Origin of the sequence: Stutzerimonas kirkiae (assembly GCF_004327335.1) — a bacterium.
Taxonomy (GTDB): domain Bacteria; phylum Pseudomonadota; class Gammaproteobacteria; order Pseudomonadales; family Pseudomonadaceae; genus Stutzerimonas; species Stutzerimonas kirkiae.
In genome coordinates this window covers 1-24,414 of the sequence record NZ_QJUO01000018.1, presented here as the reverse complement: position 1 = coordinate 24,414, position 24,414 = coordinate 1, and the positions used below count along the sequence as shown (strand labels likewise).

The window sequence follows — 24,414 nt, the reverse complement described above, 5'->3', positions numbered from 1 at the left end:
AGGTGCGCTCGCGGTTCCCTGCTACGGCTTGCTCTTTTCAGGTCTCCAGCGCCAGCAACGCCGCACTCGCGACCAGAAAGCCGCTGAACAGCATTCTCAGCAGAGGCTCCGGCAACGCGTGCGCCAGCCGCACACCGAGACTGACGCTCAGCAGGCCGCCCAGCGCCAGCGGCAACCCCAGCAGCCAGTCGACCTGGTCATGCAGGCCATAGGCGACCAGCGTGACACTGGTACTGGGTACCGCCAATGCCAGGGATAACCCCTGGGCGACCACCTGGCTGGCGCCGAACAGGCTGGTCAGCACCGGAGTCGCCAACACCGCGCCGCCGACCCCGAACAGCCCGCCCAGGGCACCGGCCCAGGCGCCCAGCAGGCTCAACCAGGGCCAGCCATATTTCAACCCGGAGCTTCCCGGTGCGCTGCGCAACCAGACCCGCACGACGCTATACAACGCCAACAGCAACAGGAAGACGATGAACGCCCAGCGCATCCGCCCGGCGTCGAGCGAGAGCGCATAGCGGGCACCGATGATCGCGAAGCAGAAGCTGGTGACCGCCAGCGCCGCCGCATGCCGCCAGTCGATACGATTACGCTGGTGATAACGCCAGACGGCCAGCAGTACATTGGGCACCACCATCACCAGCGCCGTACCCTGCGCCAGTTGCTGGTCCAGGCCGAACAACACGCCGAGCACCGGGATCGCTATCAGCCCCCCACCGATCCCGAACAGCCCCCCCAGTGTTCCCAGAGCCAGCCCCAGCAACAGATTGATTGCAAAATCGACGATCATGGCAGGCCTCGGGAAAAAGACCGCATGCTACAGCTTGAAGCCCGCAGCTTGAAGCTTGAAGATGGCGCGCCAGCCCCATCCCAGCGGGATCACCCATGCCCTACTCCGTATCCCCCATCGGCTTCATGCGCTCCTGCTTTCGCGAGAAGTTCGCCATTCCACGCCAGCCGCAACTCGCTCCGGCCGCGCGCGGGACCCTTGAACTGCTACCGCCCTACGACCAGCCGCAAGCGCTGCAAGGGCTGGAGCAAGTCAGCCACGTCTGGCTGCTGTTCCTGTTCCACCAGGCACTGGAAGAACAGCCGCGCCTGCGGGTAAGGCCGCCACGACTGGGCGGCAACCGCATGCTCGGGGTCTTCGCCAGCCGTGCCAGCCACCGCCCCAACGGCATCGGGCAATCGGTGGTACGCCTGGACGCGGTGGAAGCGGGCCGCCTGCAACTGTCCGGTATCGACCTGCTGGACGGCACCCCGGTGCTGGACATCAAACCCTACGTACCCTACGCCGACGCCCTGCCCGATGCCTGCAACGCCATCGCCAGCCAGGCACCGCAGCGAATCACCGTACAGTGGGCTGAGGGCATCCTGCAAAAGGCCCAGGCCGAAAGCCAGCGCCTCGGCCAGCCACTGACAGAACTGGTGGAACAATGCCTGGCCCAGGACCCGCGCCCGGCCTACCAGCGCCCCGAGCCCGAGCGCCGCTACGGCACCCGCTTCTGGGACGTATCGGTACGCTGGCACTACCCGAGCCCGGAACTGATCCGTGTCATCGAGATCGAGCGGGAGTAGAGCCCGAGCGGTTGCGCCAGGGGTTGCAACGGATCGAAAAAGCGCTGAAGGCTGGACGAAAAGACGGGAGTGCCCCGGGCATTTCCTCCAGCTTTCCAGCCTCCAGCGCCTTTATCGGACAGCCTGCCCCTACCTGGCCGGGGTCAGCAACAGGCGCTTGCCGCCATACACCTTGTCGATATTCCCGGCCTTGAACGGGAAGCTCATGTACTGGGCCCGGCGCCAGGCTTCGATGCCATCGGCATAGTGCGGGCTGGCCGGGTTAGCGGACTGGCCACTGCTGTTCAGCCCGATCAGCGGCTCGTCACGATTGAAGTCGACCAGGATGCGCATGGCGGGAATCAGCCAGGTATCGAAATCCTGGCCCCAGTGATAGGCCGAGACATTCAGCGTGCTGTGATCGCCGCCGGCCTGGTAAGGCCCGCGCTCGAGATACCCCTTGATGGCGTTGATGCGACTGCGCTGCGTCACCGGCATATGCGGCGCCAGTCGCGTGGCATCGCTGGCCCAGGTGTAAGTGTGCGACCTGCCCCAGCGCCAGGCCTGGCGATCGCCGCCCTGCTGGCTCTCCAGCAGGGTTACGGCGGCAGACAGGCTGCGCGCGAGGATGGCCGGCTTGTCCTCCTTGGTCGGCGTGCCACGATCATCCCAGAACGGGCTGTCCTCGCGCCCCAGCAGATGGTCGGCCTGGGCTGAGTAAGACAGGTCGGCCATGCGCACGAACGCCTGCCAGGACGGGCTGTCTTGCGGCCCCAGCTCATCGAGAAATATCTGCCGGGCGCTTTCATGCAGGAAAGCACCATACAGGGCCGCATCAGCGGAATCCGCCGCCAGGCGCCCGTCGAAGGCCAGCAGACGCGACAGCGCTTCCCGCGCCTTGCCGCGCTGCTCTGCCGGCAGCGCCCCGATGGCTTGGCGCAACGGCTCCTGCATGCCCGCCGAGGTGAACATGGCCTTGAGCTTGGCGGCGAACAGCGTGGTCTGGTCATACTGCATGGCGATCACGCTACGGGTGTCATGCCCGCCCCTGCTCGCCAGTTCGGCGAGACGCTCATAGCGCTCGGGGTAATGCCAGGAGTTGGACAGTTGCACCCCGTAGCCACGGTTGACCGTGCGTTGATTGGCGGTGCCGAGCCAACCCTGGAGCGGGTCCTGGTCGTAGGGGTGCAGCATCGGATCGGTATAGCCATCCCAGCCGTAACGCTGGTCCCAGCCCGGCGAGGGCAACAGGCCCTGGCCTTCCCTGCGGTTCGGATAACGCCCGGTGACCTGCCAGCCGATACCGCTCTCGTCGGCGAACACCAGGTTGAGCGCCATGGCGCGGATATCACGGGCAACCTCGAAGGCCTGGTCGACGGACGCGGCGCGAGACAGCTCGAAGAAGGCATCCAGGCTGCGATCCTCCTCGTACGAGGCGGTTTTCAGCGCCAGCCCGTAGCCGCTCTCGAACGGCAGTGGTTGCAGCGCATGTTTGCGCTCGCCAAGCACGGAATTGAGCAAGGGGCCGTTGCGCGTCTCGTGCACCACTTCGCGCACCGGGCGCTGCCCCTTGACGATGAACGTCTCATGACGCTGCCGCGCCGGCTGCCACTTGCCATCGGCCAGGTACTGCAAACGCCCGTCCCGCTCGCGCAGGCGCTCGACGAACACATCCTGGGTATCGCCCATGACCATGGTCATGCCCCAGCCGATCTTGCCATTGAATCCGGCGATCACCGCGGGAATCCCGGCAACCGAGACACCCCCCGCCTGGAATTTCGGCGAGCGAATCTGCACGAAATTCCAGTAGGAAGGCATCGACAGCGGCAGATGGGTGTCATTGGCCAGGATCGGGCGCCCGGAGCGGGTCTGGCGCCCCGACAGTGCCCAGTTGTTGGAAGCGGCCACGCCGAGCATGCTCAAGCGGGACAGGTCGGCCACGGTACGGTCGACCCGGGCCAGCCCCGCGACCCCAGCCGCGGTCATGAATTCGAGCTTTTGCGCCTCGTCGAACGGCAACGGCTCGTCCGGATAGGTGGGCAGCAGCCAGGCCAGGCGCTGGTGGCCGACCTTCTGCGCGAGGATCAAGGCGGCTATCTCTTCCTGCAGGTTGGTCGACAGGCCGAAATTCAGCAGACAGAAGATCAGCGCGGAGTCCTCTGCCTTCCAGTACTCCGGCTGGTAGCCGGAGGCATCCAGGTCCATCGGCAACTTGTCGCGGTAGCGGTACATATAGGCGTTGACGCCCCGCGCATAGACCTCGAAGAAGCGCTGCAAGCGCGGCGAGGCATTGCGATACAGCACCTCGGCATCCTTGCGCAGGTTGACCGCCCGCATGAAGCGGTCGATATCCAGCGCCCCCTCGCCGATCATCTCGGCCAGGCGCCCCTGGGCCATCAGGCGCATGCCGACCATCTGGCTCAGGCGGTCGCTGGCGTGCACATAGCCCAGTGCGAACAGCGCGTCATGGAAGGAAGAAGTCTCGATCAGCGGCATGCCCAGGGCATTGCGGCGCACGCTGACATTGCCCGCCAGCCCTTTCAGCGGTTGCACGCCCTCGCTCGGCGGCAGGCTCTCGCGATAGCGCTGGTCCAGATACGACTGGCAACCGCTCAGTCCCGCCAGGACCAGCAGTGTGCCAAGCGCCATACGAACCAGGGAGTAAGCACGTACAGACATCGATGATTCCTTCGATATGAAGCAGCAGGAACAGGGACTCAGCCGGGGATGGCCTCATTCAGCAACCAGCGCGCCGCGCGCCGGGCATCTTCGCCATGGCGCGACTCCAGTGCGCGGAAGTCCGCCTCATGACGGCGCTGCTCATCGCGCTCCAGCGCCTTCCAGGCGTCATGGGTCGGGATATGCGCGGTAGCCCCATGGATGGCCTGGAGCGCCTCGCTGCGCGGATCGTTCGCCAGCCCCGTATCATAGCTGTCCAGCAGCACCTTGATGCGAATGGCGCCCTCAATCAGCGGCAACTGCCCATCCAGCAGGCTCGCGGCCAGGATCCGCAGGTCCCCCGCCAGGGCCTGGTGGCGCTGGCGCAGGGCCTGGGCGATCTGCCGCTGGCGTAGCCAGACCTTGCGCCATAACAGGCCGGCGTGCACGGACAAGGCCACGATCAACAGCAGCGCCGCGGCATAGAGGAAAGTGACGAGCGAAGACACGGGCGATCAGGCGCCGTGGCACTTCTTGAATTTCTTCTCGCTACCGCAGGGACAGGGGTCATTGCGACCAACGTCCTTCAACGGATTGCGCACAGGTTCGGCGCCGTGATTGCAGTCCGGGCCATGCACATGGCCGTGCTCATGCCCATGATCGTGATTGCAGTCGGGACCGTGTACGTGGTGCTGGTGATTCATCGTCTTCACTCCGGAATGAAATTCCCGGGAATTATCTCGCCGCGCCTGGAAATATGCACGCGTCGACCGGACATCAGACCGATCTTCAACTCCCCGTCCAGGCGGTAGGCGATGGGCCGATCCGGCTTCTCCAGCAAGCGCACGACATACTTCATGTGGCGCCAGAGGTTGGTATGCACGGGGACCTCGTAATACGCGAAGCCATTCGCCGGCACCGTCAGCCAGGTGCTGGACTCGCCGCTGGCCAGTTCGATGTCGTTCAGGTGCACGGTATAGATCAAGCCACGAACCGGCAGGCTGTGATCGTTGGGATTGTCGATGCGAAAACGCAGCAGGAACTCCTGCTCCAGCAGTCGGGCCTTGACCACATCGACCTTGTCGAGCTGGACTTGAGGCTCCTCGAAAGAAGATGAAAACCAGGTTGAACAGCCACCGAGGCTGCCAAGCAGGCCCAATAGCGCCAACGCTCTGAAGAGGTTCGATGTTCGTGCCTGGCAACGCATTCCGGTACTCCAAGGGACGGCCCAGTGTAGCAAGCACGACACCGACCGCAAGGCCCGCTCATAGGAAACCGAAGCAAAATGCCATCAATTATCGGTTTTACACCAGTTCGGCTTCGCGCAGCGCCTGCAACCCTTGCAACCAGCGTGGATCACACCGGTAATCGGGCAGCACCTCTGCCCGCCGGACCATCCGCCGCAGACGTGGCGCCGGCATCACATCGCGGCGTTGCAGCACACTCAGGGCCAGTTCCGCCGACGCACGGTCGTTGCACACCAGCCCCATATCGCAGCCCGCACCCAGCGCGGCCAGGATACGTTCCCCGGCATCCCCGGCCACATGCGCCCCCGCCATCGACAGGTCATCACTGAAGATCACACCATCGAAGCCCAGTTCGCCGCGCAGAATCGTCTGCAGCCAGTACGCGGAAAAGCCGGCGGGCCGCTCATCCACCGCCGGATAGATCACATGAGCCGGCATCACCGCATCCAGCACGCCACCGAGCGCCTGGAACGGTTGCAGATCCTGCTGGCGGATCTGTGCGAGGTCACGCTCGTCCAGCGGAATGGCGACATGGGAATCCGCCTCGGCCCAGCCATGCCCCGGAAAATGCTTGCCGGTAGCAGCCATGCCGGCAGCATGCATGCCCTTGATAAAGGCACCGGCCAATTGCGTCGCCCGCCAGGGATCGCCCTCGAAGGCCCGCGCACCGATCACCGCACTGCGCTGGTGGTCCAGGTCCAGGACCGGCGCGAAACTGAAGTCGATACCCACGGCCAGCACCTCGGTCGCCATCAGCCAACCCGTCAGCTCCGCCAGGGCCAGCGCATCGTCGCACTCGGCGAAGCGACGCATTGCCGGCAGACGCACGAAACCCTGGCGTAAACGCTGCACCCGTCCGCCTTCCTGGTCCACCGCCAGCAGCAGATCGGGCCGCACCTGGCGTATCGCCCGGGTCAGCTCCAGCACCTGGCGTGGGTCCTCGATATTGCGCGCGAACAGAATCAGCCCGCCTACCTGTGGCTGGCGCAGCAGTTGGCGGTCCTCGGCGGTCAGCCAGGTGCCGGCGATGTCCAGCATCAAAGAGCCTTGCATAGCGATCCTCGGAACCTGTTCACGATCTCGCGAGCGACTGTCGTTCGCGGTGGGAACAGGTGAAACATGACGCCAGCGGAGTGACAGCCGAAGGCCGGCCCGCAGGGCGAACGTAGTGGGTCAAGGGCGCAGTTTACAGTAGTGAAGGAGCATGTTTCCAAGGCTGCGGAGCCGAGCCACAACAGGTCGTGAACAGGCTCTCAGGAAATGACGGCCCGCCGCCATTGCGGGCAGGGCCGCTCAGCGAGCATAACGCGGCAGTGAGCCGGAACGAGGGGAAACAGCCGCAGCAGATCGGCATTGCGCATGCGTATGCAGCCATGGGACAACGCCACGCCCATCGGCTCGACATCCGGCGTGCCGTGCAGGTAAATGTAGCGCCGGAAGGTATCGACAGGCCCCAGGCGATTGACACCGGGCTCGCAGCCGCTCAACCAGAGAATGCGCGTCAGTATCCAGTCACGCCCGGGAAAGGCGGCGTGCAGCTCGTCGCTCCAGACTTCGCCGGTCCAACGGCGGCCACGCAGCACCGCGCCACAGGGCAGCCCTTCGCCGATGCGCGCACGCACCTGATGCATGCCCCGCGGCGTGCAACCGGAACCGTTCAGTTCCCCGGCCCCATTGCGCGCGGTCGAAACCGGGAAGCGCAGGCGCAGCACACCATCGGAAAAGCCATAGAGCAGTTGATCCGCCAGGGATATATGGAGCAGGTCGAGCATCCGCACGGCACTCATATGCGCAGTGTTCATCGTTTCTGCGGCATCGCCAGGGCATTGCGGCGGACCTTGGGCCCGGCCTCCAGCAGCGCCGGATCGTCCATGCCACTCTCGGCGCGCATGCCCGCCGCGACGAAGGGCACCATCATGCGCATGACCTGCTCGATGGAAACCCTGGCGCCGAAATCATTCTCGGCGATCGCCCGCAATGCCTTGATACCGGACATGCTGAAAGCCACCGTCCCCAGCATGAAGTGCACGCGCCAGAACAGCTCGATCGGCGTGATCGTCGGTACCGCATCATGGACCCGCATCATGTAGCGGCGAAAGATCCTGCCGTACATATCATCCAGATAGCGCCGCAAATGGCCCTGGCTCTGGCTGAAGGCCAGGCCGAGCAGCCGCATGAAAATGGACAGGTCATCCCCGCTGCGCGGCTTCACCGACAATGCCTGGACCACCAGCATTTCCAGCAGGTCCTCGAGCCGGTCCTTCTGGCTGGCCTGCGCCTCGCACCGATCCAGCTCCTTCTCCAGGCTCATGCAAAATGGCCCGAGAAAACGCGAGAACACCGCCTGTATCAGCGCCTTCTTGGAACCGAAGTGATAGTTCACCGCGGCCAGGTTGACACCCGCCTTGCTGGTAATCAACCGCAGCGATGTCTCGGCGAAGCCCCTCTCCGCGAACAACTGCTCCGCGGCATCGAGAATACGCTCAACGGTTTCCGACTGCGCCATGCGCCCTCCAAAGACCAACAACTGTTTGAAACCTACGTTTCGGGCCCTGGCAAGTCAACCATGAAAGCCTGAAGCACGGATTATAAGTGGATTTCAGCGCTTCCAGGGCTGCCCCGCGATATGCCGGAAATAGCGCTGGAAAGCCGAAGGCCGGACGGGAAACGTGTTTCTCGTCCGGCGTTCCAGGCCCTGGCGCGCTTCTCGGAACGGATAGCCGCGTAGCGCGATCGCCGCGGCTCGCCAGCGCAAATATTGCCAAGCGCCGATTACTGTATATAATCCCAGTTACTGTACAAAAGGACAGAACGCCCATGATCAAGTTGACGCCCCGCCAGTCGGAAATCCTCGCCTTCATCAAGCGCTGCCTGGAAGAGAACGGCTACCCCCCGACCCGGGCGGAAATAGCCCAGGAGCTTGGGTTCAAGTCGCCCAACGCGGCCGAGGAGCACCTCAAGGCATTACGCAACAAGGGCGCCATCGAAATGACTCCCGGCGCTTCCCGCGGCATCCGCATTCCGGGTTTCGAGCCTGGCGGCCATGAAGTCGACAATGGGCTGCCGGTCATAGGTCGAGTAGCCGCAGGCGCACCTATCCTTGCCCAGCAGCATGTCGAGGAATCCTGCCGGATCAACCCGGACTTCTTCCATCCGCGGGCCGACTACCTGCTACGGGTGCACGGCATGAGCATGAAGGACATCGGTATCTACGATGGCGACCTGCTGGCCGTGCACACCACACGTGAGGCACGCAACGGCCAGGTCGTGGTGGCCCGCATCGATGACGAAGTCACGGTGAAGCGTTTCAAACGCGAGGGCAGCAAAGTCTGGCTGATCGCGGAAAATCCCGAGTTCGCACCGATAGAAGTCGACCTGCAACGACAAGAACTGACCATAGAAGGCTTGAGCGTCGGCGTGATCCGCCGCTGACAGGAGGTATCTACCCATGCAGTTCCCTCTCTACACCAACGCACAGACCAGCCAGTTGCCTCTGTTCGAGGCCTTCCTGGCACCCAGCGCACCATTCGATGCGCCAGCGACGCCTACCCGCGCCGCCGACGTACTCAGCGAGATGAGACTGACTGGCCGCAATGGCCTGCAACTGCTGGCGCCCGTACTGCGTGAACTCAGCAGGGAGAACGACGAGCGCTGGCTGACCATAATCGCCCCGCCCGACCTAGTGAGCTACAACTGGCTGCGCGATGCAGACCTGAACCGTGAGCGCATCCTGCTGCTACCCTCGCGCAACGACCAGGACCCGCTGGAGCTGGTATGCAGGGCCTTGCGCCTGGGGCGCAGCCATACAGTGATCAGTTGGCTCAGGCTGGATGCCTTCGACCGCAAGCTGCTCGCGGCGGCGGCCCGCCAGGGAAATGCCCAGAGCCTCAATATCCGGTTTGCATGATAGGGCACGCACGATGCCGTGCCCTTCCCGGGAGCCGGGACAATGGAAACGGCGTGAGCAGCCGACTCAGTGCAGTACGCGCGAATCATGCTCATGTTCGAACTCATCGTCGAACACGCGCCCAGCCATCTGCACACCCGCCGTCAGCATGACCTTGGCTATTTCGACATGCTGCCCCTGCAGAAACAGGCGCGCCTCATCCGAGAAGTCCAGCGTCACCAGCACCTCCTCATCTTCGGCCCGCCGCAACACAATGCGGCCATCAGGCAGTTCGACGATTTCCAGAAAAGAGGTTTGCATGGCCGGCCCTCGGAAAAGAAGGCGGGCATTGTAATGCCAAATGGCTGGCGCGACCTCATGTAAAGATTGAAAGGCCGGAGCGGTAGTGCCATGCCGTCATTCACGGGCAAGGGGCTTCGATAAAAGCGCTGGAGGCGGGACGGCTGGACGAAAAACGCCGGTTGCCACGCGTTTTCGTCCAGCCTCGAGCTTTCCAGCGCTCTTTCGGCTCTTTGCCGCGCATAATGCGGCCGCCCTGAACATCGGCACTGCCGTTACAGCGCACGACACGGCCAGCCGCTATAATCGCCGCTTTTGCGAGAAACCCAAGTGGCCAACAAACGATACAGCTGCGTCGGCCTGTTCAATCCCAAATCCCCCGGCAACGTCGGCTCGATCATGCGCGCGGCAGGCTGCTATGGCGTCAGTTCGGTGTTCTACAGCGGTACTCGCTACGATCGTGCCCGGGACTTCATAACCGACACCAAGCGTGTGCATCAGGACATACCGCTGATCAACATCGATGACCTGCGCAGGATTCTGCCCCTTGGTTGCACACCAGTAGCCGTGGAACTGGTGGAAAGCGCCCGCCCCTTGCCCGAATACACCCACCCTGATCGGGCCTTGTATATCTTCGGCCCGGAAGATGGCTCTCTGGATCGGGAAATCCTCGACTGGTGCGAAGATGTCATCTATATCCCGACCCAGGGCTGCATGAACCTCGCGGCCACCGTCAATGTGGTGCTCTACGACCGCATGGCGAAGGGCAACAACACCCGCTCCGGGCCTCGATTCAAATGACCCGGCCAACTGCCCCCAGCGTGTGAGCGGCGCACCCGCGAAGCTCTTGCGGGCAACGCTATTCGCGGCCGATGGCGCATTAATCCTCTGCTTTGAAAAAGGCTATGTCCCTGTTACGTGTTGCAAGACTAACCTGAGAGTAGGTGCCCCCTGAGGAGGTCTACTCATGGATACCCAAGCGTTCCAACACTGGCTGGCTCAGTTGAACCAGCTCAGCGCCAAGCAAAGGTCCGCTCTCCAGCATGCCCTGCACGAGCGACCTCGGCAGGACAGACTTGAAGGCAGTTTGCCGGACTTGAACGCCTGTCCGCATTGCGCAGCGCCAGCCGCGCAATTAGCGCCGTGGGGCTGGAGTCGCGGCTTGCGCCGTTATCGTTGTCGAACCTGTCGATGCACCTGTAATGCCCTGACAGCCACTGGGCTGGCGCACTTACGCAAAGCCGATCACTGGCCGGACTATGCCCAAGCTCTGATTGATGGCCTGACTGTCCGCAAGGCGGCCAGGCAGTGCGGTATCAGCAAAAACACAGCGTTCCTCTGGCGGCATCGCTTTCTGGCACAGGCGGCCGAGCACCACGACAGGCGTGAAACCGGCATCGTCGAAGTCGATGAGACCTTCTTCCTGGAGTCATTCAAAGGCCAACGCGACATGCCGCGCCCGCCCCGCAAGCGTGGGGGTGTGAGCAAGGCGCGTGGTACAGGGCCGGATCAGATCCCCGTTCTGGTCGTTCGCGACCGCGAGGGGCGCACCGCTGACTTTCAGTTGGAGAAGCTCGACGGCCCGCACGTGAGTGCCGCACTCAACCCTTTGGTGGATAAAGCGGCGGTGCTCTGCTCGGATGGTGCGGCGGTCTATACGGCGTTTGCGCGTCGCAGCGGGATTACCCACAAGGTGGTGCATGCCAGGCCTGGATCACGCGTTCGGGAAGCGGCTTTCCATATCCAGAACGTCAACGCCTGTCACAGTCGCTTGAAGGGCTGGATGGTGCGTTTTCATGGGGTGGCCACCAAATATCTCGTCAACTACCTGGGCTGGCGTCGAATGCTGGAGCGCTACCGGCAGACAATCCAGCCCAGCTACTGCTTGCAGGAGGCGGTGGGTCGCCCCATGCAACACGTAACTGGGGCATAGCCTTGAAAAAACCTTTCGGTGCGTAGGTTGTACGGCAAGCGCATGAACGCTCACCTCCGCTCCGGGCAGGCATATGCCTCGCCTCAGCGGACGAGGCAGTGCGAGCGGATTGGCAATAGTGCCTCAGGCTTCAGGATCGTAGAGCGCGATCTCGGGCTCATCGTCCCTGTGCGAAGGCCCCGTCCCGCCACCAGGCATCCGCACAGCCACCTCCAGCAGCGCCTGTGGGAAAGAGCGCGATACCGGAAGCCCTGCGGATGATTCGGTACTGCGTTGATAGCTCATTCCATAGTCACCACGTTATTCACCGCGAGCCCGTCCAGCCCCGCGACGAAACCTTCGCCGGCAGGGACGCAGACGAAGAGCGCCCCGTTATTCATATGAGCGGAGGGTTCATGGGTGTTCCGCAGCGGAACTGGACGGGCTCGCGACTCCACGCTCAGTAGAACACCGACAGCGGCGTACGAGAAAACGCACGCTTGATTGCCAATCCGCTCGCAACGAGGCGGATCACGATTACCCAGCTTCCACGGTCATGGGCCGGGACTTCATGCAATCGCCCCAGATGGGGAAAATTCACTCGCCTATACGTGATCACAGCGAACTGTGCCGACAATGACCCCTCGCCGATACCGCGCGAAGCATGTTCCCATGGATGTACGCTCCATCAGACAAGCTGCCAGCTTGGCTGGCACATGGCGCATCTTTTGCTGCATGACATCACTACCCCCTCGACGGGTAACACCGTGCCGACCACCGCCGATCATCGAAAAATGCGCTACAGAGCGGCTCATGCGGCTCCGCACCCATTGACGGACTGATGCCATGCTCAAGAATCGCAAGTTCCAGCAGGTCGCCTTGATTCTTTTCGTCACACTGATGGTGTTGATAGTGCCCAATCTTGGGCGCCTGCAGGGCTGAAGGCCGGCAAACCGGCCGGTTGTCATTGGAATCCAGAAACCGATCACCCGAAATCAGGCTCTACCAAGGAGTCGGTATACCGACCCACAGGCGTTATCATGACGCCGGTAATGCCATCCACAGTTCGGGATCCCCCCAAATGAAATCACTGCTCGCGCCGATCAGTTCTCTGCTCGCAGGCGTCGCCCTGCTGCTGCTCGGTCATGGTCTGCTGAATACCCTGCTGACGCTGCGTGGCGTCGAAGAGGGCTATACGACCAGCCTGATCGGCCTGCTGATGTCCGGCTACTTCATCGGCTACCTGCTCGGAACCTGGCTGGCACCGCCGCTGATACGCCGTATCGGGCATATTCGCACCTTCGCTTTCTATGCCGCCCTGGCCGCCACCACCGCCCTGCTGCACATCCTGATCGTTTCCCCCTGGGTCTGGATGCTGCTGCGCGTACTTTATGGTGTGGCCATGGTCACGCTCTATATGGTCATCGAGAGCTGGCTCAACGCCAAGGTCAGTGGTGAAAAACGCGGACAGGTATTCGCCATCTACATGGCCGTCAACCTCGGCGCCCTGGCTGTGGCGCAGCAGTTATTGAGCCTGGACAGCCCGATGAACTTCACGCTGTTCGCACTGTCGGCCATTCTCATCTGCTGCGCACTGATGCCCATCACCCTGACACGCCAGGTGCAGCCCAGCCTGCCGGATATCCCGCCAACCGACCTGCTGCAATTGGCCCGTATCGCCCCGCTGCCACTGATGGCAGCCGCCCTGTCCGGCCTGGCCCTCGGCGGATTCTGGGGCCTCGCCCCGGTCTACGCCAGCCAGAGCGGTTTCGACTCATCCGGCATCGGCCTGCTGATGAGCCTGACCATTCTTGGCGGCGCCGTGCTGCAGTGGCCGCTGGGCCTGCTCTCGGACCGCAAGGATCGTCGCAAGGTGATGCTCTGGGTAGTCAGCCTGGCCGCCCTGCTGGCGTTGTTGATGACCCCGCTTTCGGCAGGACCGCTGTTGCTCGGCCTGATGTTCGTTTGGGGCGGACTGGTATTCTCCATCTACTCCATCGCCATGGCGCAAATGGTCGACCACCTGAACCCTGATGAAATCCTCTCGGGCTCCAGCGGCATGCTGCTGGCATTCGGCCTGGGCTCGGCCATAGGCCCGGGGCTGGCGGGCGCATTGATGCATTTCGGCCCATGGACACTGCCGCTGTTCTTCGCCACCTCGCTGGCGCCCCTGGCGCTTTATACGCTTTACCGTGCCCGCCACGTGGTCGATCTGGTCAGCGCGCCTTACGGGCATTTCACACCCATTCTGCGCACCAGCCCGACCGTGATGGAGATGATGCCGGACTCGCCGCAGAACGCGGAGGAGGATGTGGAGGATGCCAGCGCAGAGGAAAGCACCGGTGATGCGGCTGCGACAACAGCCACTGCGGTATCCGATGCGCCAGCGCCAGACCCTGCGGAACACAAGTGAAGGGCACCCCCAGCAGCCTCGCCCTTCACTTGCGGCCTGGAGCCTGCTGCCCTACATATGGCTCTCCGCATATTCGGCCAGCACCGAACGGGGAACGCCCTGCAAGGCGATATGAACGCCATGGGGGAAATCCTTGAAACGTTCGGTGAGATAGGTCAGGCCGGAGCTGGTGGCTGACAGGTAGGGTGTGTCGATCTGCGCCAGGTTGCCCAGACAGACCACCTTGGAGCCATTGCCCGCCCGCGTGATGATGGTCTTCATCTGGTGCGGCGTGAGGTTCTGGCTCTCGTCGATGAGGATCAGGCTCTGCTGGAAACTGCGCCCACGGATATAGTTGAGCGATTTGAACTGCAAGGGCACCTTCTGCAGGATGTAGTCGACACTGCCATGGGTGCTTTCGTCATCCAGGTGCAGGGCCTCCAGGTTGTCGGTGATCGCACCAAGCCAGGGCTCCATCTTTTCCGCCTCGGTTCCCGGGAGAAAACCGATATCCTCATCCAGCCCCTGCACGCTGCGTGTCGCGATGATGCGCCGGTAGCGCTTGCTGACCATGGTCTGTTCGATGGCGGCGGCCAGCGCCAGGATAGTCTTGCCCGAACCGGCGGCGCCGGACAGGTTGACCAGGTGGATATCGGGATCGAGCAGTGCGAACAGGGCCAGGGCCTGGTAGATATCGCGAGGCTTCAAGCCCCAGGCTTCCTGGTGCAGCAGCGGCTCCTGGTGCATATCCAGAATCAGCAGCTCTTCGCCATCGATACGCTTGACCCAGCCGACGAAGCCCTGCTCGTCGAGGATGAACTCGTTGATATGGACGGCTGGCAGGTTGTCGGTCAGCAGCACCCTGTGCCAGGTCCGGCCCTGCCCCTGCTGGGTCTCGACCTTGCTGACACGGTCCCAGAAGGAGCCGGACAGGTTGTGATAACCACGGGAAAGCTGGCCGACATCATCGACCAGCTTGTCGGTCTGGTAATCCTCCGCCGCAACCCCGCAGGCACGGGCCTTGAGACGCATATTGATGTCGTTGGTCACCAGGACCACAGGCACATCCGGCCGCCGCGACTGCAACTCGACCACCTGGTTGATGATCTTGTTGTCGTTGTGATCTTCCGGTAATCCATGCGCGATACTGGCCTGGCGCATGAGAATGGACAGGCTGCCACGGCTCTCGCCGCCATCGCGCACGATCGGCACGCCATTCTCGACTTCCTCCGGAGACGCCTTGCCAAGCACTTTGTCGATCAGCCGTATGACCTGCCGGCATTCGGCCGCGACACTGTGCTTGCCGGTCTTCAGTTGGTCGAGTTCTTCCAGTACGGTGAGGGGGATAGCGACCTGATGCTCCTGAAAGTTCAGTAAGGCATTGGGATCGTGAAGCAGAACATTGGTATCGAGCACATAGATGGTGGGCCTTGTCGCACGCTGTCTGCCATAGTCGTCCATACGCGATCACCTTATTCGAAGATCGGGGACGGAGCGTCCGTCACGCTCCGCCAGCGGAACCGCCGTACCAGAGAACGAACCAGGGCAACCATACCAATGACATACGCCAACGATATGCGCCGACGACATGCAAAGCGGGCGGTAGCCGCCCCATACGTCCTCGGGTTCGGCGGTCCGGAATGATCGGAAGCGAAACCTGCAAGGCCCGACTCCGATGACTCCTGTTTGCCGTAATACCGTAAAAAACATGACAAGAAAAAGTCTTTTCTCAAGCTGGCGCGTTTTTTTTACCAGTGCGACGAATGACCTTGGCGGCTTGCCGTACAAGCGTTAGATTCGTCGATGTGACCGCGCCTGGAACACCCTTCGACGACTGGCTGTTAGAATCTCTCCAAGCCACAGGAGACAGCCCATGTTGATGGTGATTTCACCCGCCAAGACCCTCGATTACGACACCCCTCCCGCCACTCCGCGCTACACCCTGCCTGAACACCTGGAGCATTCCGCAGAACTGATCGAGCGTCTGCGAGAACTGTCGCCCCAGGAAATCAGCGAACTGATGCACCTCTCCGACAAACTCGCCGCCCTCAATGTCGCACGCTACGGCAGTTGGTCCGTACCATTCACCCCCGACAATGCCAAGCAGGCCCTGCTGGCTTTCAAGGGGGATGTCTATACGGGCATGCAGGCCGAAACCTTCAGCGAGGAAGACTTCGACTTCGCACAGCGCCATTTGCGCATGCTTTCAGGGCTGTATGGCGTGCTGCGGCCCCTTGACCTGATGCAGCCTTATCGCCTGGAAATGGGTACACGCCTGAACAACGAGCGCGGCAAGGATCTCTATGCATTCTGGGGCGATCGCATCAGTGGCTGGTTGAACCAGGCGCTTGCCGAGCAAGGTGACGACCTGCTGCTGAACCTGGCCTCGAAAGAGTATTTCAGCGCGGTAAAGCTCAAGGCGCTCGATGCCCGCGTGATTGATGTCGACTTCAAGGACCTGAAGAACGGCCAGTACAAGATAATCAGCTTCCATGCCAAGAAGGCACGCGGCATGATGGCCCGCCATGTCATCAGTCAGCGACTGACGACGCCGGAGCAACTCCAGTCTTTCGACCTCGAAGGGTATCGCTACAGTGCGCAGCAATCCTCGCCCAACCATCTGGTATTTCTGCGCGAGCACGCCTGACACGACTATGACGGCCATACCCCGCGGCAGGGGTATGGTCCGTAAACACAAGCGGAACTTACAGTTTCCTTCTCCACCTCGCCATAATTAAGTAGTAGAGTTACAAGCCTGCCAATGAGGTCACTGACGCAAGGCCGGGCCTGACAGCTCGCTCATGGTGACTCGCGCATATATGCCTGGATGGCACTCCCAATATTCGCGACTGCGTCACATCCAATTCCATGGAAATCCGGGAAACTGCGCTTTGGCAATATTGCCGCTACAAAGGTTGAGTTAATGACGAAAGAAGAACTGCGTATGGAGCTTGAACGACAAGCCAATCGATTCAAGGACGTTTACGGTGGCGAAGTGACCAACTATGCCGCCCAGCCCGACCCGGAACGCAAGCCCTGGCGCAAGAGGCCCAGCCTGCTGGATCAGGTGTTCCAGGAAGAGTTGCAGAAGATGGAAAAGGAAAAAAGCAAACAACAACAGGAAGAGGCCTGAGCCGGTACGGCCTGCGACAGGGCACTCGCGCCATGACGTTGTTCCGCGACCAGGCCCCTCGATAAAAGCGCTGGAAAGCTGGGCGAAAAGTGCGGGCTATCCGCTGTTCGTTCAGCGCTCCAGCGCTCTTTATCGTCTTTCGAGAACCTGCCACGACAGCCCAAGCCCGGGGACCGTTCAGCGCTTGCCGCCCATCAAGGAACCCATGATCCCCCGGACCAGTTGCCGCCCCAACTGGCTGGCCGCTTGGCGCAAGGCGCTTTTCACCGCGCGCTCGGCCAGATCGCCCAGCCCCATGTCATTCTTGCCCGCCTTGCTCTTGGCGGGTTCGGCAGGCGTTTCCTGCACGGCCTGGCGGGCTCGGGCAGTCAGTACCTCATAGGCGGACTCGCGATCGATCGGCTTGTCGTAGAGCCCGCGCAATGCGGACTGGGCAATCAGCGCCGCACGCTCCTGCTCGCTCAACGGACCGACCCGGGACTCGGGCGGGGCGATGGCACCCCGCAGTACCATCGCCGGCGTTCCCTTCTCTTCCAGCCCGCCGACCAGCGCTTCGCCGATTCCCAGTTCGGTCAGCACCTGCAAGGAAGAAAACTCCGGGTTCGCGCGGAAACCATCGGCCACCGCCCGCAGGGATTTCTGTTCCTTGACGGTATAGGCGCGCAAGCCATGCTGAATGCGCAAGCCGAGCTGGGCCAGCACATCGTTCGGCAGGTCCGCGGGCGACTGGGTCACGAAGTAGACACCGACGCCCTTGGAACGAATCAGCCGCACGACCTGCACCAGGCGCTCCTGAAGCACCTTCGGCGTATCGCCGAACAGCAGGTGCGCCTCGTCGAAGAACAGTGCCAGCAAGGGCCTGTCGGCATCCCCGCGTTCTGGCAGTTGCTCGAACAACTCGGCCAGCAGCCAGAGCAGGAACGTCGCATAGACCTTGGGAGCCTCATGCACCAGGCGGCTGGCATCGAGCAGATGGATACGCCCACGGCCATCGCGATCGGGCCTGAGGATATCTTCGAGCTGCAGCGCCGGCTCGCCGAACAGCGCCTCGGCGCCCTGCTGCTCCAGCGTGGCCAGGCGGCGCTGCAATGCCTGTGACGAGGCACTGGTGAACAGCGCACTGTCCTCTCCCAGCAACTCGGGCTTTTCCCGCAGGTGCAGCAACAGCGCTTTCAGGTCCTTCAGGTCGAGCAACAGCAGCCCTTCCCGGTCCGCGACCTTGAACGCTGCATACAGTGCGGCCTGCTGGCTATCGGTCAACGCCAGGAGATTGCCCAGCAGCAACGGCCCCATTTCACTCAGAGTGGTCCGCAGCGGATGCCCGCTGCGGCCTTCGATATCCCAGAGCACGACTGGATAGGCCTGGGGCTTGTGATCCAGCCAGGGCATGCTGGCGATACGCTCTGCGATCTTGCCCTGCGGCGAACCCGCCGCACCCAGGCCACACAGATCGCCTTTTATGTCCGCGGCGAACACCGCCACGCCCGCGGCGCTGAACTGCTCGGCCATACGCTGCAAGGTAACCGTCTTGCCGGTGCCCGTTGCTCCTGCGATCAATCCATGGCGATTGGCCATGCGCAATGCATGAGTAATCGGCCGGCCATGGCTATCGGCCCCCAGTACAAAAGAATCCGACAAAGGCATAATGCCACTCCTGAGCGTTATGAAAGTGCGCTCGGCGACTTTCACTGTTTCGATAGACGGCAGAGAATACACTGCCACTCGTCGTGTCGGTGATCACGACGACAATTCGAAAGTCGCCAAAGCCCCCATGAGGGCCTGCTGACGCTTCGTCGCGACAACGCGGCTTGCGCCGAAACGTCAACAGACCCTAGCCGCCGACATACATCCGGCTCAGCGATAAAAAGAGTGGACGAACCGCCTGCGTAGCCCGTGCAGCGTTATCCATGGATAACGAAAATGGATCACTCCATACAGCGCACGATCAATCGTCCTCGAATGGATATAGAAAACATGGCCAACTCATTGAAATTCAGTCAGAAAATACTTATAGCAGCCTCCCTCGTAGTCATTACGGCCTTCGCTCTCTTCAGTGTCTACAACGACTATCGGGAACGCCGCAACATTCAGGACGAGCTGGAAAGCCGACTGCATGACGCCGGAGCGGCCACCGCCAACAATATCCAGAACTGGCTGCAAGGCCGGATACTGCTGCTGGAGAATCTTGCCCAGAACATAGAGCTGGAACCGAACAATGTGCGTCAGTTCGTATCCCGCCCGACCCTCGAACGCTCCATGTTGTCGGCCTATTTCGGTGCTGCGGCGGATGGCGCCTTCACGCCCCACCCGCCGGCCCAGATGGCTGCCGACTACGACCCTCGCCAGCGCCCCTGGTACAAGGACACGGTCAGTGCGGGCAGCACTACGCTGACCGATCCCTACATCGACCAGATCACCAAGACCCTGGTGGTTTCCGTGCTCTCCCCGGTACGCCACAACGGTAGCCTGATCGGCGTCGCTGGTGGCGACCTGAGCCTGAAGGCCCTCGACAACATCATCAATACCCAGGACTTCGGCGGCATCGGCTATGCCTTCCTCGCCAGCCAGGACGGTACCATCCTGGTCCATCCGGACAGCAATCTCCTGCTGAAGAACCTGAAGGATATCTACCCGGGCATGACCCTGCGCATGGATGGCTCGTTCAGCGAAGTCGAGTTGCAGGGCACCCCGCGGCTGCTGACGTTCACCCCGGTGAACGACCTGCCCAGCGTCGAGTGGTATGTGGGGCTGTCAATCGACAGGAACCTGGCCTACGCCCAGTTGAAGAACTTTCGTACCAGCGCCATCGTCGCCACGTTCATCAGTGTCGTCTTGATCATCGGCCTGCTGGGCCTGTTGATGCGCGGCCTGATGCGGCCTCTGCATACCATGGGGCGAGCCATGCGCGATATAGCCCAGGGCGAAGGCGACCTGACCCGCCGCCTGAGTGTGCATTCACGGGATGAGTTCGGCGAAATGGCGCTTTCCTTCAACCAGTTCGTCGAGCGCATCCACGGCTCCATACGCGAGGTCTCCTCGGCGACACGCCAGTTGCACGAAGTCGCCACCCTGGTGATCAATGCCTCCAACTCGTCGATGAGCAACTCGGACGAACAATCCAGCCGCACCAACAGCGTCGCCGCCGCCATCAATGAGCTGGGCGCGGCCGCCCAGGAAATCGCCCGTAATGCCGCCGATGCCTCGCACCAGGCCAGTGCGGCCCGCACCCAGGCGGAAAGTGGCCAGCAGGTGCTCGATACCACCATCCAGGCCATGAATGAACTGTCTGCGCGCATCAGCGAGTCCTGCAGCAACATCGAGGCGCTCAACAGCAAGACCGTCAATATCGGCCAGATCCTGGAGGTGATACAGGGCATTTCCGAACAGACCAACCTGCTGGCGCTCAACGCCGCCATCGAGGCCGCTCGTGCCGGCGAAGCGGGCCGCGGTTTCGCGGTGGTGGCCGATGAAGTGCGCAACCTGGCACACCGTACCCAGAGCTCGGCCCAGGAAATTCAGACGATGATCGAGGAGTTGCAGGTCGGTTCGCGGCAATCGGTACAAACCATGGTCGAAAGCCAGGCCTATAGCGAGAACAGCGTGCAGGTGGCCAACCAGGCGGGGGAAAGCCTGGGCGTCGTCACTCATCGTATCGGCGAAATCGACGGCATGAACCAGTCGGTCGCCACCGCCACCGAGGAGCAGACCTCGGTGATAGAAGCGCTGAACATGGACATCACCGAAATCAATACCCTCAACCAGGAAGGCATCGAAAACCTGCAGGCCACGCTACGGGCGTGCACGGACCTGGAGCAGGCCGCCGAACGTCTCAAGCACCTGGTCGACAGCTTCCGCATCTGAACGACCACACTCGCATGAAAAACAGGGCGCCTCGGCGCCCTGTTTCATTTCAATGCGATGCCGCCTGACGCTCAGTTGAAGACCATCGTCTTGTTGCTGTGGACCAGTACACGATCCTGCAAGTGATAACGCAGCCCACGTGACAGCACCATTTTCTCGACATCCTTGCCGAGGCGGACCATGTCCTCGATGCTGTCGCGGTGGCTGACGCGCACTACGTCCTGCTCGATGATCGGGCCGGCGTCCAGCTCCTCGGTCACATAGTGGCAGGTCGCGCCGATCAGCTTGACGCCACGCATGGATGCCTGGTGGTAGGGCTTGGCCCCGGCAAAGGAAGGCAGGAAGCTATGGTGGATATTGATCGCTCGCTGGGCGAACTCGCTGCACAGTTCGGCCGGCAGTATCTGCATGTAACGCGCCAGCACGATCACGTCGGCCTGGTGCTCCCGTACCAGCCGCGTCACTTCGGCAAAGGCTTCCTGCTTGCGATCCGCCTGGACCGGCACATGGAAGTAGGCAATGCCATGCCACTCGACCAGGCTGCGCAGGTCATCGTGGTTGGAGATGACGCAGGGGATATCGCAATCGAGCTCGCCGCTGTGCCAGCGGTGCAGCAGGTCGACCAGGCAATGGGACTCCCGGCTGGCCATCAGTACCACACGCTTGCGCTGTGCCGAGTCGGTGATCCGCCACTCCATGGAAAACTCACGGGCAATCGGCGTGAAGGCCTGGCGGAAACCTTCCAGATCGAACGGCAGGGAATCCGCACTGATTTCATGGCGCATGAAGAACCAGCCACTCTGATGGTCCGAATGGTGACTCGCTTCGGTGATCCAGCCATTGTAGGTGGCGAGGAAGTTACTGACCTTGGCGACAATGCCAACGCCATCGGGACAGGCAATGACCAGCCTGAAAGTGCGCATCCTGGGGAACTCCAGCTTACGAAAAGACGGTGCATTCTAGGGGCGCGCAAGCATTGCCGCAAACCGCATTGCCATGACGGCGAGCGATCCGCGCGACGCCCCATACGGGGTACGGCACTCCATGCCCATCGGCGAATCGTTCACTGAATAGAATCCGCATCAATGAAGATTAAATCGCGGCCATATCGCCAGCGGCATAGTGGTTAGTCATGCGAAACAAAAGAACATCAGGGCGCCTCCCCGGAAAACTTTTCCTCATTTTCGTTGCCGGAGTCCGACTGGCAATGCGACGGCAAGTAATATTTCAAGGAGAACAAATATCGCACTTAGCAGCCTTGATATATTTACTTGTACCTTGCGCATGTTTATGATTACGCACACTTGCAGCCTTAAACCCTAATACCAAGGAAATACCATGTCTCTGATCAACGAATACCGTGCTACCGAAGAAGCCATCAAGGAACTTCAAGAACGCCTGAAATCCCTGTCGGCCGATGACAAGCTGCAGAAAGAACTGGAGTTCGAAGGCAAGCTGCGCGGTCTGATGGGCGAATACCAGAAGTCCCTGCGCGATATCATCGCCCTGCTCGACCCGGAAGCCCGTACCAGCAAGGGCGCACGTGCCGCCAAGGCTCCCGCTGCCGGCAAACGCGCCCGCCGCGTCAAGCAATACAAGAACCCGCACACTGGCGAAGTCATCGAAACCAAAGGCGGCAACCACAAGACGTTGAAAGAGTGGAAAGCCCAATGGGGCGCCGAAGTGGTCGAAGGCTGGGCGACCCTGCTCGGCTGATAAGCGACATCCCTCGAAACGCCGCCTTCATGGCGGCGTTTTCATTTCCACTTCAACCTTGCACGGGCAGTGGAACAGCCTGGTCCAGGGCATAACGCTCGCCAAGTACCCGCGCATGTTCTTTCCAGGCAAGAAGTATCCGTTGTTGTTCAAGCGTCGCTTCCTTCATCGACTCGGCCAGAGCCGTCTCGAACTGTGCCAGCGTATTGGGTGCGCCCCATTGTGGTGCAATCAACCGTTGTTGACAGAAGGAATACCATTGCCGCCTTTCGTTCTCGTCAAGACTGTCGGCAAAGTTGCGCGCGCGATACCTGAATAACAGTGGCGCAAGCCTGGGATCATCGAAAGGCCAATTGCGTTTGCCCAGGCTATCGCCGGCACAGGCCCTGACCTCTTCACTCAGGCGTTTATCGCGCTCCCCGAGAAAACCGTCATAGAGTTGCTGTTCCGGGTCATCCACCTCGATAAAACCCTCGCTACCAGCCGCATAAATCCTCTGGATATTATCCAGCCATTTATCACGGTTATTCCGCAGTGCCTGCGCCCTCTCCCGGCAAACCTGTATATCCAGCCCAAGGCGCGAGATATCTTCGGGGCGCAACACATTCATTGGCGCCAGCACCGGGCATTTATTGATATGCACCAGTTTCAGAGGAACCGCTGAAACGCCCTCGGGCAAGTCTTCATGACGGGTATAAAGACGCTGGCGCAGGGCTTCGGGCTCCTCGCTCCAGAGCGCCGCGGCCTCCTTCTGCAGGTCGCAGACGATCAGCGCATTGCGGTTGCTGGGGTGCCAGGCCAGCGGCAGTACCACCGACAGATAATGCCCCGCAGCGGAAAAGCGCCCGGAAACGTGTACCAGCGGCTTGAGCAACTCGATGCGCTCCAGCACCGCCTGCTTGCGGCGCAGCCCGTAGAGATAGTCGTACAGGCGTGGCTGGCGCTGGCGGATCAGCCGGGCCATGGCGATGGTCGCACGCACATCGGACAAGGCATCGTGCGCCTGCAGATGCTCCAGCCCGTTGGCGGCACTGAGGCGCTCCAGGCGTAGCGTCACCCGGCCATCTTCCTCCGGCCATTCGAACCCTTCCGGGCGCAACGCATAAGCCGTACGCACCATATCGATCAGGTCCCAGCGGCTGTTGCCGCCCTGCCACTCCCGCGCATAGGGATCGAAGAAGTTTCGATACAGGCCATAGCGCGTGACCTCATCGTCGAAACGCAGGCTGTTGTAGCCGGCGCCACAGGTGCCTGGGAGCGCCAGTTGCCGATGCAGGCGAGTCATGAACTCGGCCTCGCACAGGCCCTTTTCCTCCAGGACCTTCGGCGTGATACCGGTCACCAGGCAGGCCATCGGGTGGGGAAGGATATCGTCCGAAAGGCGGCAATGGAGATTCAACGGTTCGCCGATTTCCTCCAGCGCCTCGTTGGTACGGATACCCGCCACTTGCAGCGGACGGTCATTGCGCGGGTTCACCCCCGTGGTTTCGTAGTCGTGCCAGAAAATACTCGCGCTCACTGGAAGTCCGCCTGTCATGAAGGGTCGACAAGTCTACCCCAGCGACCGCATCGCCGCCGACCGGGTCGGAGCTTGTCAGGGCGATCGCCTGAAATCCCGGACCATGGTTGAAAAAGCTGGGTAATCGTGCGTTGCCTCGTTGCGACCGGATTGGCAATCAAGTTGTAATTGATCGTACACCGCTGTCGGAGCCCTGTTGTCCATGTTGTCGCGAACCCGGCCCGCCCCGCTAA

General features: G+C 61.7%; 23 protein-coding genes. 10 read left to right on the top strand and 13 right to left on the bottom strand.

Annotated elements, in window-relative coordinates; translation table 11 throughout:
- Positions 1-37 precede the first annotated feature (37 nt).
- Positions 38-790 carry a sulfite exporter TauE/SafE family protein gene (locus DNJ95_RS11315; protein ID WP_131184832.1) on the bottom strand — a complete coding sequence of 251 codons (753 nt, stop codon included), beginning with the start codon at positions 788-790 and terminating at the stop codon, positions 38-40.
- Positions 791-885: 95 nt separating this feature from the next.
- Here DNJ95_RS11315 and tsaA point away from each other — a divergent pair, with 95 nt between their 5' ends.
- Positions 886-1,578 (top strand): tRNA (N6-threonylcarbamoyladenosine(37)-N6)-methyltransferase TrmO, encoded by a 693-nt coding sequence (tsaA, locus tag DNJ95_RS11310; protein WP_131184831.1) that lies wholly within the window; start codon positions 886-888, stop codon positions 1,576-1,578.
- Positions 1,579-1,707: 129 nt separating this feature from the next.
- Here the strand turns inward: tsaA and DNJ95_RS11305 are convergent, their stop codons facing one another.
- The 7 genes from DNJ95_RS11305 to DNJ95_RS11275 form a co-directional block, all read right to left on the bottom strand.
- On the bottom strand, positions 1,708-4,236 hold the full coding sequence (locus tag DNJ95_RS11305) for a penicillin acylase family protein (protein ID WP_131184830.1): 2,529 nt from the start codon (positions 4,234-4,236) through the stop codon (positions 1,708-1,710).
- A 38-nt stretch (positions 4,237-4,274) separates the two neighbouring features.
- Positions 4,275-4,724, bottom strand: coding sequence for a DUF2489 domain-containing protein (locus DNJ95_RS11300; RefSeq protein ID WP_131184829.1), 450 nt, complete (start codon positions 4,722-4,724; stop codon positions 4,275-4,277).
- Between the two features lie 6 nt (positions 4,725-4,730).
- A complete protein-coding gene (locus tag DNJ95_RS11295; protein WP_131184828.1) occupies positions 4,731-4,919 on the bottom strand; it encodes an SEC-C metal-binding domain-containing protein in 189 nt (62 codons plus the stop codon).
- A gap of 5 nt (positions 4,920-4,924) precedes the next feature.
- A complete protein-coding gene (locus DNJ95_RS11290; protein ID WP_131184827.1) occupies positions 4,925-5,422 on the bottom strand; it encodes an LEA/WHy family protein in 498 nt (165 codons plus the stop codon).
- 97 nt (positions 5,423-5,519) lie between these two features.
- Positions 5,520-6,515, bottom strand: coding sequence for a beta-N-acetylhexosaminidase (gene nagZ / locus DNJ95_RS11285; RefSeq protein ID WP_131184826.1), 996 nt, complete (start codon positions 6,513-6,515; stop codon positions 5,520-5,522).
- A gap of 200 nt (positions 6,516-6,715) precedes the next feature.
- Positions 6,716-7,240: a L,D-transpeptidase gene (locus DNJ95_RS11280; protein WP_181953389.1), complete on the bottom strand. Its 525-nt coding sequence runs from the start codon at positions 7,238-7,240 to the stop codon at positions 6,716-6,718.
- A gap of 20 nt (positions 7,241-7,260) precedes the next feature.
- The gene (locus DNJ95_RS11275; RefSeq protein WP_131184825.1) at positions 7,261-7,968 is read right to left on the bottom strand and encodes a TetR/AcrR family transcriptional regulator; all 708 of its coding nucleotides are present in this window, start codon (positions 7,966-7,968) and stop codon (positions 7,261-7,263) included.
- A gap of 311 nt (positions 7,969-8,279) precedes the next feature.
- On the opposite strand from DNJ95_RS11275, the gene lexA reads away from it, so the two are divergent.
- Both lexA and sulA read left to right on the top strand, forming a co-directional pair.
- Positions 8,280-8,894, top strand: a complete 615-nt coding sequence (gene lexA / locus DNJ95_RS11270; RefSeq protein WP_131184824.1) for a transcriptional repressor LexA — start codon at positions 8,280-8,282, stop codon at positions 8,892-8,894.
- A 16-nt stretch (positions 8,895-8,910) separates the two neighbouring features.
- Positions 8,911-9,369, top strand: a complete 459-nt coding sequence (gene sulA / locus DNJ95_RS11265) for an SOS-induced cell division inhibitor SulA (protein ID WP_131184823.1) — start codon at positions 8,911-8,913, stop codon at positions 9,367-9,369.
- A gap of 66 nt (positions 9,370-9,435) precedes the next feature.
- Here the strand turns inward: sulA and DNJ95_RS11260 are convergent, their stop codons facing one another.
- Positions 9,436-9,669: a hypothetical protein gene (locus DNJ95_RS11260; protein ID WP_131184822.1), complete on the bottom strand. Its 234-nt coding sequence runs from the start codon at positions 9,667-9,669 to the stop codon at positions 9,436-9,438.
- A 309-nt stretch (positions 9,670-9,978) separates the two neighbouring features.
- On the opposite strand from DNJ95_RS11260, the gene DNJ95_RS11255 reads away from it, so the two are divergent.
- The 3 genes from DNJ95_RS11255 to DNJ95_RS11245 all read left to right on the top strand — a co-directional run bounded on the left by DNJ95_RS11255 (position 9,979) and on the right by DNJ95_RS11245 (position 13,973).
- Positions 9,979-10,449, top strand: a complete 471-nt coding sequence (locus tag DNJ95_RS11255) for an RNA methyltransferase (protein WP_131184821.1) — start codon at positions 9,979-9,981, stop codon at positions 10,447-10,449.
- A gap of 166 nt (positions 10,450-10,615) precedes the next feature.
- Positions 10,616-11,581 (top strand): IS1595 family transposase, encoded by a 966-nt coding sequence (locus DNJ95_RS11250; RefSeq protein WP_131184820.1) that lies wholly within the window; start codon positions 10,616-10,618, stop codon positions 11,579-11,581.
- Positions 11,582-12,641: 1,060 nt separating this feature from the next.
- Entirely contained in the window at positions 12,642-13,973 is a 1,332-nt protein-coding gene (locus DNJ95_RS11245) for an MFS transporter (RefSeq protein WP_131184819.1), read from the top strand.
- 51 nt (positions 13,974-14,024) lie between these two features.
- On the opposite strand, the gene DNJ95_RS11240 is transcribed toward DNJ95_RS11245, so the two are convergent.
- Positions 14,025-15,413 (bottom strand): PhoH family protein, encoded by a 1,389-nt coding sequence (locus DNJ95_RS11240; RefSeq protein WP_131184818.1) that lies wholly within the window; start codon positions 15,411-15,413, stop codon positions 14,025-14,027.
- Positions 15,414-15,825: 412 nt separating this feature from the next.
- On the opposite strand from DNJ95_RS11240, the gene yaaA reads away from it, so the two are divergent.
- Both yaaA and DNJ95_RS11230 read left to right on the top strand, forming a co-directional pair.
- Positions 15,826-16,599: a peroxide stress protein YaaA gene (gene yaaA, locus DNJ95_RS11235; protein ID WP_131184817.1), complete on the top strand. Its 774-nt coding sequence runs from the start codon at positions 15,826-15,828 to the stop codon at positions 16,597-16,599.
- Between the two features lie 276 nt (positions 16,600-16,875).
- A complete protein-coding gene (locus DNJ95_RS11230) occupies positions 16,876-17,085 on the top strand; it encodes a hypothetical protein (RefSeq protein WP_131184816.1) in 210 nt (69 codons plus the stop codon).
- A 177-nt stretch (positions 17,086-17,262) separates the two neighbouring features.
- On the opposite strand, the gene DNJ95_RS11225 is transcribed toward DNJ95_RS11230, so the two are convergent.
- Complete coding sequence (locus DNJ95_RS11225) at positions 17,263-18,729, bottom strand: helicase HerA-like domain-containing protein (protein WP_131184815.1); 1,467 nt, start codon at positions 18,727-18,729, stop codon at positions 17,263-17,265.
- 330 nt (positions 18,730-19,059) lie between these two features.
- Here DNJ95_RS11225 and DNJ95_RS11220 point away from each other — a divergent pair, with 330 nt between their 5' ends.
- Complete coding sequence (locus tag DNJ95_RS11220) at positions 19,060-20,946, top strand: methyl-accepting chemotaxis protein (protein WP_131184814.1); 1,887 nt, start codon at positions 19,060-19,062, stop codon at positions 20,944-20,946.
- Positions 20,947-21,017: 71 nt separating this feature from the next.
- Here the strand turns inward: DNJ95_RS11220 and purU are convergent, their stop codons facing one another.
- Positions 21,018-21,869: a formyltetrahydrofolate deformylase gene (gene purU / locus DNJ95_RS11215; RefSeq protein WP_131184813.1), complete on the bottom strand. Its 852-nt coding sequence runs from the start codon at positions 21,867-21,869 to the stop codon at positions 21,018-21,020.
- Between the two features lie 415 nt (positions 21,870-22,284).
- Between purU and mvaT the strand changes: the two genes are divergently transcribed.
- Entirely contained in the window at positions 22,285-22,662 is a 378-nt protein-coding gene (gene mvaT, locus DNJ95_RS11210) for a histone-like nucleoid-structuring protein MvaT (protein ID WP_131184812.1), read from the top strand.
- 52 nt (positions 22,663-22,714) lie between these two features.
- Here the strand turns inward: mvaT and sbcB are convergent, their stop codons facing one another.
- Positions 22,715-24,181, bottom strand: coding sequence for an exodeoxyribonuclease I (sbcB, locus tag DNJ95_RS11205; protein WP_131184811.1), 1,467 nt, complete (start codon positions 24,179-24,181; stop codon positions 22,715-22,717).
- Positions 24,182-24,414 lie beyond the last annotated feature (233 nt).

Excerpts from the sequence above, each read along its gene's own strand:
- DNJ95_RS11315 (WP_131184832.1), bottom strand. The coding sequence starts at position 790 with ATGATCGTCGATTTTGCAATCAATCTGTTGCTGGGGCTGGCTCTGGGA.
- tsaA (WP_131184831.1), top strand. The coding sequence starts at position 886 with ATGCCCTACTCCGTATCCCCCATCGGCTTCATGCGCTCCTGCTTTCGC.
- DNJ95_RS11305 (WP_131184830.1), bottom strand. The coding sequence starts at position 4,236 with ATGTCTGTACGTGCTTACTCCCTGGTTCGTATGGCGCTTGGCACACTG.
- DNJ95_RS11295 (WP_131184828.1), bottom strand. The coding sequence starts at position 4,919 with ATGAATCACCAGCACCACGTACACGGTCCCGACTGCAATCACGATCAT.
- DNJ95_RS11290 (WP_131184827.1), bottom strand. The coding sequence starts at position 5,422 with ATGCGTTGCCAGGCACGAACATCGAACCTCTTCAGAGCGTTGGCGCTA.
- nagZ (WP_131184826.1), bottom strand. The coding sequence starts at position 6,515 with ATGCAAGGCTCTTTGATGCTGGACATCGCCGGCACCTGGCTGACCGCC.
- DNJ95_RS11275 (WP_131184825.1), bottom strand. The coding sequence starts at position 7,968 with ATGGCGCAGTCGGAAACCGTTGAGCGTATTCTCGATGCCGCGGAGCAG.
- lexA (WP_131184824.1), top strand. The coding sequence starts at position 8,280 with ATGATCAAGTTGACGCCCCGCCAGTCGGAAATCCTCGCCTTCATCAAG.
- sulA (WP_131184823.1), top strand. The coding sequence starts at position 8,911 with ATGCAGTTCCCTCTCTACACCAACGCACAGACCAGCCAGTTGCCTCTG.
- DNJ95_RS11260 (WP_131184822.1), bottom strand. The coding sequence starts at position 9,669 with ATGCAAACCTCTTTTCTGGAAATCGTCGAACTGCCTGATGGCCGCATT.
- DNJ95_RS11250 (WP_131184820.1), top strand. The coding sequence starts at position 10,616 with ATGGATACCCAAGCGTTCCAACACTGGCTGGCTCAGTTGAACCAGCTC.
- DNJ95_RS11245 (WP_131184819.1), top strand. The coding sequence starts at position 12,642 with ATGAAATCACTGCTCGCGCCGATCAGTTCTCTGCTCGCAGGCGTCGCC.
- DNJ95_RS11240 (WP_131184818.1), bottom strand. The coding sequence starts at position 15,413 with ATGGACGACTATGGCAGACAGCGTGCGACAAGGCCCACCATCTATGTG.
- yaaA (WP_131184817.1), top strand. The coding sequence starts at position 15,826 with ATGTTGATGGTGATTTCACCCGCCAAGACCCTCGATTACGACACCCCT.
- DNJ95_RS11230 (WP_131184816.1), top strand. The coding sequence starts at position 16,876 with ATGACGAAAGAAGAACTGCGTATGGAGCTTGAACGACAAGCCAATCGA.
- DNJ95_RS11225 (WP_131184815.1), bottom strand. The coding sequence starts at position 18,729 with ATGCCTTTGTCGGATTCTTTTGTACTGGGGGCCGATAGCCATGGCCGG.
- DNJ95_RS11220 (WP_131184814.1), top strand. The coding sequence starts at position 19,060 with ATGGCCAACTCATTGAAATTCAGTCAGAAAATACTTATAGCAGCCTCC.
- purU (WP_131184813.1), bottom strand. The coding sequence starts at position 21,869 with ATGCGCACTTTCAGGCTGGTCATTGCCTGTCCCGATGGCGTTGGCATT.
- mvaT (WP_131184812.1), top strand. The coding sequence starts at position 22,285 with ATGTCTCTGATCAACGAATACCGTGCTACCGAAGAAGCCATCAAGGAA.